This window comes from Halobacillus alkaliphilus, from assembly GCF_900113125.1.
In the GTDB taxonomy this organism is placed as follows: domain Bacteria; phylum Bacillota; class Bacilli; order Bacillales; family Halobacillaceae; genus Halobacillus; species Halobacillus alkaliphilus.
The window spans coordinates 1-16,404 of sequence record NZ_FOOG01000004.1 but is presented as its reverse complement, the minus strand read 5'-3'; the positions used below and the strand labels follow the sequence as shown (position 1 = coordinate 16,404).

Genomic DNA, 16,404 nt, shown 5'->3' with positions numbered 1-16,404 from the left:
ACATATTCAGCTTATGATGACCTTAAGCATGCCGATATCAATAAGGAGGTTTCTCCATAGAAACTTTACTTAACGCGCAGGAGGGTGAATAATGAATTTGTTTTCACAGGCTCTAAAAAGAATACTTATCGTCACAACCATTGTTATGTTGTCAGGGACCACTCTTTCCTTACCAGCGACTACGGTTCAGGCTGAAAGTTTAAAACACGAACTCTATCAGACAGAAAAAGGTGAACTGAAGTACTCGAAAGAGATTATACGAGAGGTATTCAAAACACTAAGACGAGAAACGAAAGGCCCGCTCAGTTACGACGAAGCGATTTTACTGATTGAGAACATGAGTAAAGTGGAGGTTATGGATCACTACCTTGCTTCATATGGCAAAAAAGTAGATGCTAAGGAAATTCCTAGAATCGTTAACCAGATTTATTCGATTGACCTTAAGCGAATTTCTGAGCTGGGAGCGGGAAATCAAACGTATCCGGATGAAATTATCCAGGGGGTAAAAGAATCGCTTCCAGGATGGTTAGATGAAGAAGACATTCCGTCACTATCCAAACTAGAAGTGCTCGATTTATACTTAACGTCTTATGGCAAGAAGATCGATGGCCCCGAAATTCGAAGAGTCCTCAATCAGATTTTCGGAATAAACCTGGATGGCATCTCGTCGCTTGAAGGTACAGGCGTCTCTTTATATTCAAAAGACCAGTGGATTTCCCAATATGATCAGGACTTATTTATCGTTCAGACAGGATTAACAGATGTAGATGTGTGGATCTACCCAACCGACTATTTTACAGCTCAAACTGGTTTGGAACAGCTGCCTGAGGAACTACAGAACCGACTTAAAAAAATGGGGTACAGGTACAATGAAGAAGTAGGAGCCCTTTATTATGCTGATCCTGAAGGGAACTCCGTGCCAGATCAATTTAAAGGTCAGACGCTTGGCATACTGATTCAATTCATTCAGAACAATTACCAGGGTTTACTATAGAAAAATGAATAGATCCATAAAAAAATCCCTGTGCTCGATCAGACGAGCACAGGGATTTATTATTTCATTCAGCTGTAAACACGCTCTCTTTGCTGAACGGAAGCCAGGATCGTTTCAATCTCATTGGCTTCTTCTTCTGTTAATGGAAGCAGGGGCAAGCGAACGCCGCCGACCTCTACGCCTTTTCGATTCAAAGCGGCTTTAACCGGAGAAGGGCTTGGTGCAGAGAAAATGGCATGCATGACCGGAAGAAGGGTACGGTGCATAGCTGATGCAAAACTGCCATTCCCGTTGCGATAGGCTTGAATCATGGCCTGCATTTCATTTCCGATCACATGGGCGGAGACAGAAACAATTCCAGTACCTCCAATGGATACAAACGGAAGTGTGTTGGAATCTTCCCCGCTGTACACAGTGAATTCATCCGGTGTACGACTGATTATTTCAGAAGCTGCGTCTAAATCACCGCTCGCTTCTTTTACAGATACAATATTCTCCACTTGAGAGAGGCGGACGATCGTTTCAGGTGCCATATTCACGACACTGCGTCCTGGGATATTATAGAGCATGATTGGCAGAGAAGTAGCCTTGGCAATCGTCGTAAAATGCTGATACATGCCCTCTTGAGTTGGTTTATTATAATAAGGGGTTACAAGCATAATCGCGTCAACGCCTGCTTCTTCTGCTTGTTTGGTTAATTGGATGGAAGCTCTTGTATTGTTTGAACCCGTTCCTGCAATGACTGGAACTCTGCCATTCACGACTTCCACGACAAATTTATACAGACTTACTTTTTCCTCTGTCGTTAATGTTGGGGATTCACCCGTTGTTCCTGCGATCACTAAACCATCAGAGCCGTTGGAGATCAAGTGATTAACCAGGGAGCGAGTTGCGTCGAAATCAATATTTCCTTCTGAATCAAACGGAGTTACCATGGCTGTTAGTACTTGACCAAAGTTCATAACCTCACACCTTTACTTAGATTTTTATACGTTCGAGGTTTGAGGGCTTAGCAGCAGTAAAGCACAAAAAAGCAGCAACGAGGGTTCGCTGCTGCTTAGAACTTTGATATCCGTTCCTGCATTAAGATAGCCCTCCATATAGTCTCCTATATGACAGTTCTGCACCTCTTAAGCATCAGAACCAGCATCGGGAATATGAGATTCCGTCAGCTTCGGCAAAAACCCCTTTCCTCATGTTTCGCAGGATCTCATTCTCCTTCACATGCGTACTCTTGGAATTTGCACCTCTATCCTTACTTCAATAGAATTGAAATAAGAAAATATTTAGTTCCTTGTAACGTATCATAATTTATTTGATAATTCAAGGTTTATATTTGTGGAATTAACTGTAAGTTGTTATAGTTAGGGAGAGTTACGATCCATATATCATCTCATTTATTTCGCAAAAGGTGAAAGATTCCTATAAAGTTTGGCAAAACTGAAGAGGAAGAGTACTTGTGGCTGTAAAAAAATTTTACACAAAAATTCCACATTTAAAATTATGGTGTGCCTGGTGTGGTACCAAAGGCTTTGTGACAGGGCATAGCTATATTACAGATGTTACAATGGGCACACAGACGAGAATGTGATGGATGTACAGCAGGCGGGCACGTGTTACAATGACAAGCATTAGGTATTCGAAAGGGGAATGACATTGAATAAGAAATGGTTATTAAGCTTAACACTTGCTTTATTCATAGCGTTATTAACAGCATGCGGTAACGATGAAGGATCAGGTGGAGACAGCAACAATGAAGAAGCTAAACAGGAAGAATCTTCTGAGAACAGTGAAAGCAGCCAGGAAGGCGAAAGCAGTCAAGAGGGAGAAGGTTCTGAGCAGCCCCAAATGCCTGAGCCGGATTTAGAAGGTGTGCCTGAAGTAGTGGCTACTGTCAATGACGAAGAAATTAAAAAAGAAGAGTTCACTCAGACATATAAGAGCCAATTCCAGCAAGCGGCTATGCAGTCACAAATGTCTGGGCAGGAAGTTGATCAGGAAAAACTCAAAAAGCAGACAGCAGAAGGTTTAGTCGGCCAGGAGCTTCTTGTTCAGGAAGCAAACGAGCGCGATCTTAAGGCGTCTGAAGAAGAAGTTAATGAAACGTTAACTAGTCTGGCTGAGCAAAACGGTCTGAAGTCTAAAGATGAGTTCCTATCTAAATTAGAAGAGCAGGGCATGAAAGAAGACGAAGTGATGTCTCAGGTTAAAACGCAAGTAAAAGTTGATAAACTACTAGCGGAAGAAAACGGCGACCTGGAACCAACTGAAGAAGAAATTAAGAAAGCTTACGATGATGCGAAAGCCCAGCAGGAAGAAGCGGGCGGCGAGCAGCAAATTCCACCATATGAAGAAGCGAAATCAACTCTTAAACAACAGCTTACCCAGCAAAAAGAAGCACAAGCTTATCAAGAACTTGTGAAGAAACTTCGTGAAGATGCAGATGTTAAAGTAAATCTATAAACTCATTCAAAAAAACCAGTTCCAAATCAGGAACTGGTTTTTTTAATGGAATATTTCAACGTTACTTGAACCAGCCTCTCTCCTTAAAGCGTGAGATGGCTTCAATCCGGTTGGAAACTTCAAGCTTATCCAGTATGACGGATACATAATTTCGCACCGTACCTGGAGTAATATACAGCTCTTTTGAGATATCTTTGGTATTTTTTCCCTCAGCCATTAACTTAATGACCTGTCGTTCTCTTTCCGTGAGCGGATTCTGCTCTGTATAGGCGAGATCCACCAGTTCAGGGGAGAAAATGCGCTGACCGTCGATAATCTTGCGCATCGCTTCCGCAAGATCTTCACTTGGACTGTCTTTAAGTAAGTATCCACTGACGCCGGCCTTTCTTGCCCGATCAAAATAACCAGGACGGGCGAACGTTGTAAGAATGATGATTTTGCACGGTTCGTCTGCCAGCTCTTCCGCTGCCGTGAGACCATCTTTCACCGGCATTTCAATATCCATCAGGCAGATGTCCGGCTTAAGCTCGCGCACCAGTTTGCACGCTTCTTCTCCATTACCGGCTTTACCTGCCACTTCCATCCCGTCCTCTAAATCAAGTAAAGCTCCAAGCGCCCCGAGTAGCATACGCTGATCTTCTGCAATGACAATTCGGATCATACAGACTCCTCCTTATTAGACTGCTTGATAATATTTGGAACATGCAGTCGCAGAGTGGTGCCATGAGATGAGTAGATCTCCATACTTCCATTTACGAATTCCAGGCGCTCCCTCATGCCCTGCATACCATTGCCTTTAAAGGGCTCAATGTTATCGGGCAGCCCGCGGCCATTGTCTTCCACGACGACTAAAATCTCTGTACTGGTCTGGGTAATCGTCACTTTACAATGCGAGGCATCACTATGCTTCACAATATTTGTAACGGCTTCCTTCAGACACATGCTGAGGACGTTTTCTACGAGTAAGGGCGTGTTTTCAAGCTTAGGGCTGCCTTCATATTCAAAACTCATTTCAGCTGCTTCTATAATCTGCTGGACACGAATCAGCTCGTCCTCAAGCTTCGTTCCTCTCATATCGGATACCATTTCCCGAACTTCTTTCAAAGCGGTACGGGCAGTTTGGCGAATGTCCTGGACTTCCTCCACCGCTTTTTCGGGTTTTACGGGAATGAGTTTGCCTGCCAGGTCACTTTTCAAGCCGATCATGGAAAGCTTCTGCCCCAGTGTGTCATGCAGGTCACGTGCAATTCTTTCTCGTTCTTCCAGCACCATTAATTGTGAAATGCGCTCGTTGGCATCTTGAAGCTCTCCTTCGAGTTTATGCTGCTTATTTCTATATCTCACGGTAAACGGGAGCAGAATTACACCGATTACGGTAATGACGATAAAAGGAAGATGAGGAAAAATATCATCCACTTCTGTAACAAACGTCATCACTACAGCCGCAATTGTAGTCATCAAATGGACAATATAAAGAGACAAAAAGCCTCCTAAATGTTTAATGTTTCCGATAAAGAAGGCCAGGAATAAGGCAAAGTAAATATAGCCAAACAAGAAAGTCATCACAAGACTGATCGCCATCTCTATACTCACCCAAAGATAAACCATCCGGCTATTGGAAATGAACGATAATCGATAGGATAAGAAAAAGAGCAAAGTCATGAATATGCCGAATGCGATTTCAAACATCGAAGAAGAACGGAAGATGAAGAAAAAGGGCAAAAGGCAGAATATAATCCACACATAAGTGCTCAGCCCTGTGTTTTTAGGTATGATATGGTACCAGCTTTGCATGGAAGCTCATCTCCTTAGGTAAATCCATTCTACTACATCCAATATATATGATAAGCGTTCCTTCTGTCACGAGAGATATTTGGATGTAGAAAAGCCCATTCCATGTAGAATGGGCTTTCAGGGGTATGATTTTGAACTAGTGAACAGGTCATCCGTGGACCTCTATTTGTCCTGGAATTCAGGATATCTTCGCTCTGGAAGTGTCAGTTTATTTCTTTTAAGCATTGGTTTCACATCTTTAAAAGATACAAACGTTTTATTCGCTGTATCATATAACCGGAAACGAATGGATTCAAGACTCGTTGCCAGTGTAATGGTCGTGGCATGCTCCAGTGGAGGAGTATTGTCATGAGCCTTCTCCAGATTGTAGTTCGGTACACGAGGGCTCAAGTGATGGACATGGTGGAATCCAATGTTACCGGATACCCATTGTAATGCTTTCGGCAGCTTATAGTATGAACTGCCGTCTACCGCAGCTTTTACAAAATCCCACTCTGACTCGTCTTCGAAATACGAATCTTCAAACTGATGCTGTACGTAAAATAACCAGATTCCAAGCATCCCGGAAACATAAAGGATAGGAAGGTGAATGATCAGGAAGGACTGCCATCCAATTGCCCAAATGATCAGGGAGTACAAGACGACGATTGCCGCGTTGATCACATACGTATTCATACGCTCTTTTCGCTTCGCGCCTTTGCGGTTGAAGCGGTTAGAGATCAGGAATAAATAAATAGGACCTAATCCGAACATGATTAAAGGATTTCTGTAAATACGGTACGCTATTCTTGTTTTTAGAGGAGCTTTCATATATTCCTCTACCGTCATCACCCAGATATCACCGGTGCCCCGCTTGTCCAGGTTGCCGCTTGTAGCATGGTGAATCGAATGGCTTCGTTTCCACTTATCAAAAGGGAAGAGGGTCAGAATGCCTGTAATCGTTCCGACGATCCGGTTGGCTTTATTGTTTTCAAAGAAGGATTGGTGGGTACAATCGTGAAAGATAATGAATAGTCGTACAACGAATCCTCCCGCAATGAATGCAAGTGGAATGGTAATCCAGATGGACCATGACAAACTTTCGTAAGCCAGGTACCATACGAGGAGAAATGGAAGCAGTGTATTCAATAGTTGGCGGATGCCCGCTTTATTATCAGGTTTCGCGAATCGTGCTACGCTTTTTTTCAACTCTTTTTGTTTATCTTTATTCATAGTAAGACTCCTTTGTTGTGTCTCTTGTATTCTTATCATAGGAAAAAAGCGCATATTTTATAAGACATAAACGTCAGGGTATACCCATGACACTTGTCATGGGTGACAGCCTTCCGGTGGGTTATAAGAAAATGATAAACTAAAATAAATGCGCAAGGGTTTGCGTTAAAAGGTGCTTGGGGAAGCATATATGTGACCAGCAAACCTTTTGGAAAAGAAAGTGTTGAATAGTAAGGGAGTTCAAAATGAAGCAGTTCACTAACATTCTTCTTATTATAATCGGAACGATATCATTGATTCTCGGAGTGCTTGGGATTGTGCTGCCGCTGCTTCCTACCACGCCGTTTTTATTATTAACGGCCGCTTGCTATGTAAGGAGTTCTGATCGTCTTTATAATTGGTTAATGACGAACAAGTGGTTCGGTTCTTATATAGAGAACTACAAAGCGGGCAGAGGAATTCCTGTCAAAGCAAAAGTATCTGTACTCATTATGATCTGGAGCTCTATGCTTTATTCAGCTTTTTTTATTGCTCCTAATTTACTGTTGAAAATCGGCTTTATCTTTGGCGCGTGCTTCTTTACCGTGTTGATTTTATTGACGAAAACCTTGCGGAAAGAGTAAGGAAGAGTTTATTCAGATAGCTCTATTGATTCTGAGCGTGGTTCTTACAGAAAAGCTCCCGTTTGTTGAAGACTCAGTTTCGAGATAAATGGGTCCGTTACTAAAATGGGGATGAGGGTTGGTGGGGAAATAACTCGTCTTGTTCCATCACCCAGACACTCGAGACATAAGCCGCTCATCAACGGATTGAAAAACCACAATCCTTTTGATGGTCGGCTTATGCTGATCGTGTCTTTCGGGGTGATTCCACATTTGAACACTTTCCTATGGGGGAACGGCGAAGACTCCTGCGGGATGAACATGATCGGTGAGATCCCGCAGGGCTGTTAAGCCCGAGGAAGCTCACCACAAGGGATGTTCGACTAAGATCGCCACGTCCTGTGGCAACGTCGAACGACCCTGCGTCGTGCACGGCCGCGGAAAGCGAGTCGTTCCCTGGAGCCCCTTTTCCACACAATATCTCGAAACTGAGTCTTACAGTATCCGGTCCGATTGTTTGATAACTCTCTTCATTTGAAAATACCCAATAAAGCTTAAATTAATATTAAATAGTACTTGTAGTTGTTGGAAAGTCATGGTAATCTTTAACTATATTGTATTGCAAGTTAGTTGCAGTGCTTTTGTTTTGGGTCACTATCTTGTATAACAAGATAGTGAGGTGAGGAGGCACGTGAATTGTCATCAAGTCAATTGCTGAAAGGAATCCTGGAAGGCTGTCTGCTGTCGATTATTTCCCAGGGGGAAACCTACGGATATGAAATGATCGAAAAGCTAAATCAACATGGATTTACGATGGTGAAGGAAGGGAGTATCTATCCACTTTTATTACGCATGAAAAAAGAAGGATGGGTCGAAACCAGCCAGAAGCAGCTGCCTTCTGGAGGCCCGAAAAGAAAATATTATAAGCTCACTGAACAAGGCGAAGTGGAACTTGAGGAGTTTAAAAAAAGGTGGGACACGATCTCAAGCAGTGTCGAGCGATTATTGGATAAGGAGGGGTAGAGTTGGAGCTTTCTAAAGAGAGTGAAGATTTTATTGGTCGGTTACAGGTGTACTTAATGGCGAGCGGTAAAAAGGAAAAAGAAATCGAAGAAATTACAGAAGAGCTGAAAGATCATTTGCATGAGGCTGAACGACGGGGCAAGGGTATAGAAGATGTTGTCGGCAACTCCCCTAAAGAATACATGGAACAATTTTCACAGGAGATGCCATTGGATAAGGGTATGATCTTTAAAGTTATTCCTTTGATTTATATCGGAGCCCTTGCCTACCTCCTGATTGGAGAAATCATGGATGGAGGAGTAGAATTTTCTCTATTAGAGGCTGTTGGATATCCCGTGATTTTTCTGTTCATTATTGGAATTTACTCCTTTGGGCTGCGATATATCAGCAGTAGCCGGCCCGCCAGATGGAAAGAATGGCTGATCTATGGCATAGCTGGGTTTGCGCCCATGGGTTCTTTTGTCGCCCTGGTTTTTTTCAATAACCAATTTAGTACCCCCACGGTTGAATTCGGCACCGCCGGCAATGTCCTGACTTTTCTTTTTGCAGCTGCTGTCTTTATCGGCATGGCTTTATGGAGTAAATTATGGGCCCCGATTATCATTCCAGTTCTCCTATTCGTACCAGAATATCTGATAGGATTAACCGAACTTTCGACATCTACGAAGTTGATTCTGACCAGCAGCTTCATCCTGATCGGTCCGCTGGTTTACTTTTTAATCTTATTCAAAAAAGAAAATAAAAGCTCCACCTAAGAGTAAAGGACAGCTGGACACACAAGTAACATATAAATAAACAGAACGCTTGGACTTTAGTACCCAAGCGTTTTGTTTTGATATGGACTTTTTAATCTAACCGACTATTAACCATTCAAAGCCGTGATCAAAAAACATATCGCTGTGATAAAAGATAATGGTGTCATGACAAGCTTTTCCTTTTTACTTTTCGAAAAAAGGTTCATGATGGTATTCAGGAATAAATAGAAAGCGAAAAAATAACAGGCTCCTATTGCAATGGGCGCTATTAAATCGATCGAAATGACATCCCCCGCCTGTAATATAAACAGGATGGCAGCCAATTGAATCAGGACAGAGATTGCGCAGGCTACTCGCATCTGTTTTGGTAATATTTTATATTTTCCTCCCATGGCAAACTCCCCATAAGGTAAACCTAAAGCTAATAATACGTACAAAATAGCTATTGCCAAAAAAGAAATACTGCCTATCCATGCTGTAATCATAGTATCTCTTCCAATCATTATTTTTACTAAACATTCCTGATTTATTTCTACATAAAGTCCCATTTACCCTTCTGGTCAAGCGAATATCGTTCCAATTAATCTAGTAATTAGCAGGTTGATAACGGCAACGGTCGGTTGTCATCGTGTACACAAGAAAAGCGGTGGGAATTTTCCCCACCGCTTGAAAACGTTTCTTATAGTCCTACTTGATCGACCGCATATTCGGCTTGTTCATCCGTAAATCCATCGCCGACTTTTAATTGCTCAATCAAGCCGCTTCGAGAAAATGAACTTAATTCTAAATAACTTTCGGCTGATTTGACCGCCTGTTCTTTCCAATCGACTTCATCCGCAATTTGATCGACCGCATATTCGGCTTGTTCATCCGTAAATCCATCGCCGACTTTTAATTGCTCAATCAAGCCGCTTTGAGAAAATGCACTAAAATCTAAATAATCTTTTGCTGATTTGACCGCTTGCTCTTTCCAATCGACTTCATTTTCAATATGATTGACTGCGAATTCGGCTTGATCTTGTGTATAGCCATCCCCAACTTTTAATTGTTCGATTAATCCATCTTTACTGAATGCGGAGAAATCTAAATAATCATTCGCACTCTGCACGGCGTTCTCCTGGGCCGTTGTCATTTCCGTCTTTTCTTCTTTTGGTTCATCAGTTGATTCTTCTGTGGTTTCCTCTGTATCGGCATCGGCATTCTCATCGCCGGGGCTTTCATTCGTTTGATCTGATTCGGTTTGCGTGTTTTCCTGGTCGGTTGAGTTATTTTCTGTTGTTGTATCATCGCCGCCTGTCGCAAAGATCGCAAAAATTATAACTATCACGACCACCGCTCCGATTAATGTTAAACACCCTTTAAATAGTTTCCCCATGATGTATTCCTCCTATTTTTATAAATGCATTTTATCACCTTACCATATTTTTTCTAGTTTCTTAATAGTTTATTCCTAATTCTTTTGGAACCTGGAGAATCGGGAGCCGTCCGGATCTTATTAACTTTCTTAAGCAAAAAAAGCAGCCTGTCACGGGCTGCCTTTTCCTTTTAGAGCGGAAGCGCTTCTTTCTTTTTAATCCTCTGAACCATTTCATACGTTTTATACCCGCCGCTTAAATTGATAGCCTGGTATCCGTAGTTCATCAAGGTTTTAACGGCTAGATATCCCCGCATCCCCACCTGGCATGTTACATAAATAGGGTGGTTCTTAGGCAATTCGTGTCGTCTTTCTCTCAGCTGCCCTAACGGAATATTAATAGATCCGTTAATATATCCATGTTCTCTTTCTTCCGGCTCTCTTACATCCAGTAGAACTCCGCCCCAGGCTACAATTTCATCGATTTTGTCGTAATGAACAACGCTCAGTTCCTTATCAACTATATTTGCGGCTACATATCCTGCCATGTTTACCGGATCTTTCGCAGATGAATAGGGAGGAGCATAGGAAAGTTCCAGATCGGCTAAATCTTCAACCGTTAAGTTCCCTTTAATTGCTGTTGCAATGACGTCGATTCGTTTTTCGACTCCTTTGACTCCAACTGCCTGAGCTCCAAATATTTTTCCTGTATTTGGATCAAAGAGTAATTTGAGTGAAAGGGGACGTCCTCCAGGATAATAGGAAGCGTTTGAAGAAGGGTGAACATGGACAGCTTCAAACGGGATTCCGAGTTGTTCCAGTAATTTTGCATTGTTACCGGTAGCAGCAACCGTTAGATCGAACACTTTGGCAACAGAAGTTCCGAGTGTGCCGTTATAAGAAACAGCTTTTCCATGAATATGATCCGCTACGAGTCTTCCCTGACGGTTAGCGGGCCAGGCTAGAGGGACCATCGTTTGAGTCTGTTGAATGTAATCTTTCACTTCGATAGCATCGCCAATAGCATAAATATTCTTATCCTCCGTTTGAAGATGTTCATTGACGATAATCCCGCCCCGCTTGCCAGTAGAAAGGCCGGCAGTCTTAGCAAGATCGTTTTCAGCTCGAACTCCTATAGAGAGTATAGTCAGGTCGCTTGAGAGAAGCCGTCCGCTTTGCAGTTCCACTATATTTCCCTGGTCACGGAAAGCCTTAACTCCATCCTCTGTGATTACATTCACCCCTTGATCCAGAAGCTCCTGGTAAACGATAGCTGACATTTCATAATCCAGTGAAGACATGACTTGATTTCCTAACTCTACAAGGCTGACCTTAATCCCCTGGTGCATTAAGTTCTCAGCCATCTCAAGACCAATGAATCCCCCGCCAATAATGACGGCTTCCTGAGTTTTGCGTTCATCGATCCAATGCTTGATTTGATCCGTGTCGGGGACAGATCGTAAGGTGAAGATATTGGATGCTTCTTTGTATCCCTCCAGATTAGGAATAATGGGTCTAGCTCCTGGAGAAAGTATCAATTTATCATAGCTTTCTTTATATACGGTACCGGTTTTTAGGTTTTTGATGGTCAAAGTTTGTAATTCACGATCGATTTCAACGGCTTCACTTAGATTCCGGATATCTAACTTGAACTTTTTGGACATGCCTTCTACAGTCTGTACCAATAAGGCATCACGATCTGTAATTATGCCTCCAATATAGTAAGGCAGTCCGCAGTTGGCATATGAAATATATTCTCCTTTTTCGAGTACAATAATTTCATCTTCTTCGCTTAAACGGCGAAGTCTCGCTGCTGCTGTAGCCCCGCCTGCTACTCCACCTACAATAATAATTTTTCTGCCCATCATCATCTCTCCTTTATCTTCACCTTACTTAATATTATGTGATGTATTTCACAATGTGAACGATACATTCATTTTACTCCTACTTAGCAGAAAAAACAATATACCCCATCATGTATATTTTGTGACGGTTTAATGGAATTTATATGAATCTTTGGCTGGATGTTAGGAAAACGTTTTCAAACGTGATAAAATAGTGGTGTAAAAGAAATGCTTGAATGGAGGTTTTCCTATGACTAAGAAAATCCTCGTTGCTTATGATGGCAGTGAACCTAGCAAACAGGCAGTGATGGAAGCCAAAAACCATGCTATTGAAACAGTAGACAGAGAAATTCATGTCGTGTCTGTCGTCAAGCCAACTGGTCCATTTACCAATGCCGCTGTCTCCAAAAGTATTGGAGATGAAATGGCTAAGAAGTATGAGAAGGAACTGGAATTCATTAAAGAAGAAAATGAAGATGAAAACATTACGATCGTGACAAACGTGCTTGTGGGAGAACTTGAGAATAACCCGGGAGAAGATGTATGCACCTACGCGGAAGAACAGGGAATTGATATGATTATTGTCGGAAGCAGAGGGCTTGGCAATGTGAAGCGAATTTTCCTTGGAAGCGTAAGTAATAACATCGTGCAGCATGCGACGTGTCCAGTGTTAGTAATGAAATAAATAGGGTAACGCCTTTCCATTTATTGGGAAGGCGCTTTTTTTTGATATTGAGGTGAAAAACTAAAGACGCCGGCTTTTTATAAAGCTGGCGTCTTGTTCAATCAAGTTCTCTCAATTCTTTAAAGGTCAGGAATACAAAGGAGGCAAACAAAGTAACCAATATAGATCCGGCAGCCATGATATGGTGAATGGATATTCCTAAAGAGAGTACGGCGGAGGTAAGGGCATAACTGACAGGGATGAGTCCCATCGACGCTAAGGAAATGAGCCCCATTACACGACCTAGCACCTTTTCTTCGATAATACTTTGAATAGCGGAAATGGAAGAGATATTGGAAATAGAGAGAAAGGTTCCAAATAACCCAAGCATCACCATGCTTTGCCACAGTTCTGCCGTGAAGCTCAGCCCTATAAAGGCGATGCCAGAAAGGACCAGCGTCAGAAGGGTGAGTTTCCCTCGTTTTTTGGTCACGTTTAAACTTCCGATCACGATGGAGCCAACGAGCATTCCACCCGCTAAACCAGCTTCAAGAAAGCTGAAATCCACTGCCGTACCTTCCAGAATATTCTTAACAAATAAAGGGAGCCCCATCGTCATCGGACCAACGATGAAAAGATTTAGAAATATAGTGGCTGAAACGATAAGGGTCAGTAAGCGGGAGTCTTTAACATAGGTGACTCCTTCCCTGAAGGTCTGCCAGAATTTCTTCTTTTTATTGGCCTCCATCTCTTCGTCTTTTTTTGGCTTCATAGAAATAACCAATAGACTGGCTGTAAGCAGCATAGCGGCCGTTACGGCAAATACGATTTCATAATTGCCATAGGCGATGAGTACGCCTGCAAGCATAGGTGCGAGAATAAAGGAGGTTTGGTTGGTCATCTGGATGATAGAATTACTTCGAGTCAGATTTTCTTTTTGAACAATCGATGGAATAATGGCACTCTCAGCTGCCCAGAAGAAGGCGTCTAATATTCCGAAGAAAAAAGCAAACCCGACAAATGTCCACAGGGTAATACTACCGAACAGAAACCACAGCACAAGCCCGGCTAACAACAGTCCTCTTATAAAATCTGATAGAAACATAATCTTCGTCTTATCGTATCGGTCCGCCACTGTACCACTGATGATCATAAACAGAAGGCGGGGGATGCTCGCTGCGATATAAATGAGCCCAAGGGAAGCTTCAAGGTTCAAAACATTGACCACATACCAGCTTTGGGAAAATAAAAAGAACGAAATACCGAAACTGGATAATAGAGCAGCTCCCCATAATAATAGGAAATTGCGGTTTTTAAAAACGGAAGGTGTACTTTCTTCCTGAAGATCGGCCATATGTTGACGAACCTCAGCTTCTTTAACTGATGACATTTTCATCACGCCTTTATCATTGGATTACATTTATTGTATAGCGGATAAGGTAATGCCACGATGAACTGCAGAAGGAATTTAGTTCCGTCTTGAGGCTGATATTGCCAGGTTAATTTGGGGATTTGATATACATTACGGTGATTTTCACAGACACTTACTCAACTAACAGGCCGGACTGTGTAAGACTCCGTTTCGAGATGTTTGATTATGCTGAAGGTCCGGAGGGGGCGATTCGCTTTCCGGCCCTGCACGACGCAGGGTCGTTCGACGTTGCCACACGACGTGGCGTTCTTAGTCGAACCTCTTCTTCGGTAAGCTTCCTCAGGCTTCGCCTTCCGGGATCTTACCGATCATGTTTATCCCACAGGAGATTCATCACCCCCCCCTTCGGACCTAGCCAAATAAGATGCTCGAAACTACTTCATACATCACATGCGACCATGTGATTGTGCAGCTATTTTCAGGATGACGACCCGCAATAGCCTGTCATAAAAGCATTTAATCCAGATTAAGGAGGAGAATCTTTCTCTTCTAGAAGGGTGCGTTTCACAAAAAATGGCTGGGTTGGTGGGGAAATGGCGAGACTCCCTGGGAGAAGGGACTAGGTGAGATCCCACAGGGAGTGAAACGAGCGAGGAAGCTCAACGTTCCCTCATAGGAAAGCGAGTTATTTCCCCACCAACCCTTATCCATCTAACGTAACGGACCCATTTATCTCGAAACTGAGTCTTAAAGTATCGGGAGCTTATCTCTAATAAAATCAATAAATGGATATACCAGAGCCTATATTTTTGTAAACGCATTCATATGATGTGGTAAAATGAGGGCATAACCATATTGTGTAAATTCTAAGGAGGAGATATGTCATGTCGAACTTCGGTAATCAGATTCAGTTCAAGATCTACCAGACGATGCCCGATCCGGATCCAGACAGACTGCCGGTCGTTTATGAAAAGTGGGAAAAACTCGCAAGAGAGGTACTGGAAGATGGACCTTATGATTACATAGCTGGAGGGGCAGGCGGAGAAAGCACGTTGGACGCCAATCTTGAGGCATTCAAGAAGTGGAAGATAGTGCCTAGAATGCTCCGAAACGTAGAAAATCGCGATTTAGAAGTTAAACTATTCGGCCGTACATATGCAGCACCTTTGATGCTTGCGCCTATTGGGGTCCAGTCTATTATCCATCCAGATGGAGAGCTGGCTGCCGCCAAAGCCTCGGCTGAAATGGAGGTTCCTTATATTACAAGTTCTGCTTCCACAAGGACGCTTGAGGAAATTGCCGAGGCTATGGGCGATGCGCCTAGATGGTTTCAGCTCTATTGGAATAAAGACCCTGAAGTAACGGCCAGCTTCATGAAACGAGCCGAGAATTCAGGGTATTCCGCTATCGTAGTAACCCTGGATACACCTATGATGGCTTGGCGTGAGAAGGATTTGAAAAATGTCTATCTTCCATTTCTGGTAGGGGAAGGCGTAGGAAATTATTTATCGGATCCTATATTCCGCTCTCGTCTTGAAAAAACCCCTGAAGAGGACCCGAATTCAGCCATTATGCATTGGACGCAGACTTTCGGAAACCCTGGACTAACCTGGGAGGATCTTACTTTTATCAAGGAGCATACGAAACTTCCTATTCTGTTAAAAGGAATTCTCCACCCTGAAGATGCGAAGCTTGCCTTGGAACACGGAGTGGATGGAATTATTGTATCTAATCACGGAGGCAGGCAGGTGGACGGCGCCATCGGAGCGCTGGACGCGCTGCCGGAGGTTTGTGAAGCGGTAGGAGATCAAATCCCTGTACTTATGGATAGCGGCATTCGCAGAGGGGCTGATGTGGTCAAAGCGCTGGCTCTTGGAGCTGATGCTGTACTTGTGGGAAGACCGTGCATGTATGGACTGGCGGTTGCGGGAGAACGAGGTGTGCGGGAAGTTTTACAAAATATGCTGGCCGACCTGGATTTAACAATGGCCCTGGCCGGAGAAACAACAGCTGTAGAACTGGATAGCTACCCTGAAAATAATTACAGCTTTAAGACCGCACTAAATAAAGGGGATCTTATTACTTTTTTAAAAATCCCTGAAGTCACTTTGATATTTATTTCATTATTCTTCTCTAAGCCGACTGTGGCGATAAGTCGACTACAAAACCTAAACGTTGAAGACTCTTAATTGCCTTTTGTTTTTTTGCTTCTAATGCTTGTTGGTTATAATGGTTTGCCCCTTGTTCTTTGTACATTTCTCTTTTGGTTAATAGGTGGTACACGATCACAAGTAATGTCCGGGCGATGGCAACTCTCGCTTTCTTAG

General features: G+C 42.9%; 15 protein-coding genes, 1 pseudogene and 1 riboswitch. Of the genes and pseudogenes, 7 read left to right on the top strand and 9 right to left on the bottom strand.

Going from position 1 to position 16,404, the window contains the following annotated elements:
• Positions 1 to 91 precede the first annotated feature (91 nt).
• Positions 92 to 994, top strand: a complete 903-nt coding sequence (locus BMZ06_RS03745) for a hypothetical protein (protein ID WP_089750275.1) — start codon at positions 92 to 94, stop codon at positions 992 to 994.
• A 68-nt stretch (positions 995 to 1,062) separates the two neighbouring features.
• Here the strand turns inward: BMZ06_RS03745 and dapA are convergent, their stop codons facing one another.
• Positions 1,063 to 1,956, bottom strand: coding sequence for a 4-hydroxy-tetrahydrodipicolinate synthase (gene dapA, locus BMZ06_RS03740; protein WP_089750273.1), 894 nt, complete (start codon positions 1,954 to 1,956; stop codon positions 1,063 to 1,065).
• 119 nt (positions 1,957 to 2,075) lie between these two features.
• Positions 2,076 to 2,254: riboswitch (Lysine riboswitch) on the bottom strand.
• 390 nt (positions 2,255 to 2,644) lie between these two features.
• Here dapA and BMZ06_RS03735 point away from each other — a divergent pair.
• A complete protein-coding gene (locus BMZ06_RS03735) occupies positions 2,645 to 3,457 on the top strand; it encodes a SurA N-terminal domain-containing protein (RefSeq protein ID WP_342708419.1) in 813 nt (270 codons plus the stop codon).
• 61 nt (positions 3,458 to 3,518) lie between these two features.
• On the opposite strand, the gene BMZ06_RS03730 is transcribed toward BMZ06_RS03735, so the two are convergent.
• The 3 genes from BMZ06_RS03730 to desA all read right to left on the bottom strand — a co-directional run bounded on the left by BMZ06_RS03730 (position 3,519) and on the right by desA (position 6,463).
• Positions 3,519 to 4,118, bottom strand: coding sequence for a response regulator transcription factor (locus BMZ06_RS03730; RefSeq protein WP_089750269.1), 600 nt, complete (start codon positions 4,116 to 4,118; stop codon positions 3,519 to 3,521).
• Positions 4,115 to 5,251: a sensor histidine kinase gene (locus BMZ06_RS03725; RefSeq protein ID WP_089750267.1), complete on the bottom strand. Its 1,137-nt coding sequence runs from the start codon at positions 5,249 to 5,251 to the stop codon at positions 4,115 to 4,117. Before BMZ06_RS03725 ends, BMZ06_RS03730 begins: the two co-directional genes overlap by 4 nt.
• A gap of 162 nt (positions 5,252 to 5,413) precedes the next feature.
• A complete protein-coding gene (desA, locus tag BMZ06_RS03720) occupies positions 5,414 to 6,463 on the bottom strand; it encodes a Delta(5) desaturase DesA (RefSeq protein WP_089750265.1) in 1,050 nt (349 codons plus the stop codon).
• 245 nt (positions 6,464 to 6,708) lie between these two features.
• On the opposite strand from desA, the gene BMZ06_RS03715 reads away from it, so the two are divergent.
• From BMZ06_RS03715 to BMZ06_RS03705, 3 genes are all read left to right on the top strand, one after another.
• Complete coding sequence (locus BMZ06_RS03715; protein WP_089750263.1) at positions 6,709 to 7,086, top strand: YbaN family protein; 378 nt, start codon at positions 6,709 to 6,711, stop codon at positions 7,084 to 7,086.
• A gap of 675 nt (positions 7,087 to 7,761) precedes the next feature.
• The gene (locus BMZ06_RS03710) at positions 7,762 to 8,088 is read left to right on the top strand and encodes a PadR family transcriptional regulator (protein ID WP_089750261.1); all 327 of its coding nucleotides are present in this window, start codon (positions 7,762 to 7,764) and stop codon (positions 8,086 to 8,088) included.
• 2 nt (positions 8,089 to 8,090) lie between these two features.
• Complete coding sequence (locus BMZ06_RS03705; RefSeq protein ID WP_089750259.1) at positions 8,091 to 8,843, top strand: HAAS domain-containing protein; 753 nt, start codon at positions 8,091 to 8,093, stop codon at positions 8,841 to 8,843.
• 107 nt (positions 8,844 to 8,950) lie between these two features.
• Here the strand turns inward: BMZ06_RS03705 and BMZ06_RS03700 are convergent, their stop codons facing one another.
• The 3 genes from BMZ06_RS03700 to BMZ06_RS03690 form a co-directional block, all read right to left on the bottom strand.
• Positions 8,951 to 9,391, bottom strand: coding sequence for a hypothetical protein (locus BMZ06_RS03700; protein ID WP_245755946.1), 441 nt, complete (start codon positions 9,389 to 9,391; stop codon positions 8,951 to 8,953).
• A gap of 131 nt (positions 9,392 to 9,522) precedes the next feature.
• The gene (locus BMZ06_RS03695; RefSeq protein ID WP_089750257.1) at positions 9,523 to 10,218 is read right to left on the bottom strand and encodes an Ltp family lipoprotein; all 696 of its coding nucleotides are present in this window, start codon (positions 10,216 to 10,218) and stop codon (positions 9,523 to 9,525) included.
• A gap of 170 nt (positions 10,219 to 10,388) precedes the next feature.
• Positions 10,389 to 12,062, bottom strand: coding sequence for an FAD-dependent oxidoreductase (locus tag BMZ06_RS03690; RefSeq protein WP_342708417.1), 1,674 nt, complete (start codon positions 12,060 to 12,062; stop codon positions 10,389 to 10,391).
• A 229-nt stretch (positions 12,063 to 12,291) separates the two neighbouring features.
• Here BMZ06_RS03690 and BMZ06_RS03685 point away from each other — a divergent pair, with 229 nt between their 5' ends.
• On the top strand, positions 12,292 to 12,726 hold the full coding sequence (locus BMZ06_RS03685; protein WP_089750253.1) for a universal stress protein: 435 nt from the start codon (positions 12,292 to 12,294) through the stop codon (positions 12,724 to 12,726).
• Between the two features lie 97 nt (positions 12,727 to 12,823).
• Here the strand turns inward: BMZ06_RS03685 and BMZ06_RS03680 are convergent, their stop codons facing one another.
• A complete protein-coding gene (locus tag BMZ06_RS03680) occupies positions 12,824 to 14,095 on the bottom strand; it encodes an MFS transporter (protein WP_089750250.1) in 1,272 nt (423 codons plus the stop codon).
• An 866-nt stretch (positions 14,096 to 14,961) separates the two neighbouring features.
• Between BMZ06_RS03680 and BMZ06_RS03675 the strand changes: the two genes are divergently transcribed.
• Positions 14,962 to 16,266, top strand: coding sequence for a lactate 2-monooxygenase (locus BMZ06_RS03675; RefSeq protein ID WP_245755945.1), 1,305 nt, complete (start codon positions 14,962 to 14,964; stop codon positions 16,264 to 16,266).
• On the opposite strand, the pseudogene BMZ06_RS20950 reads toward BMZ06_RS03675, so the two are convergent.
• A pseudogene (locus BMZ06_RS20950) lies at positions 16,211 to 16,404 on the bottom strand (IS110 family transposase); the annotation flags it as partial. The gene BMZ06_RS03675 and the pseudogene BMZ06_RS20950 sit on opposite strands and share 56 nt — an antisense overlap.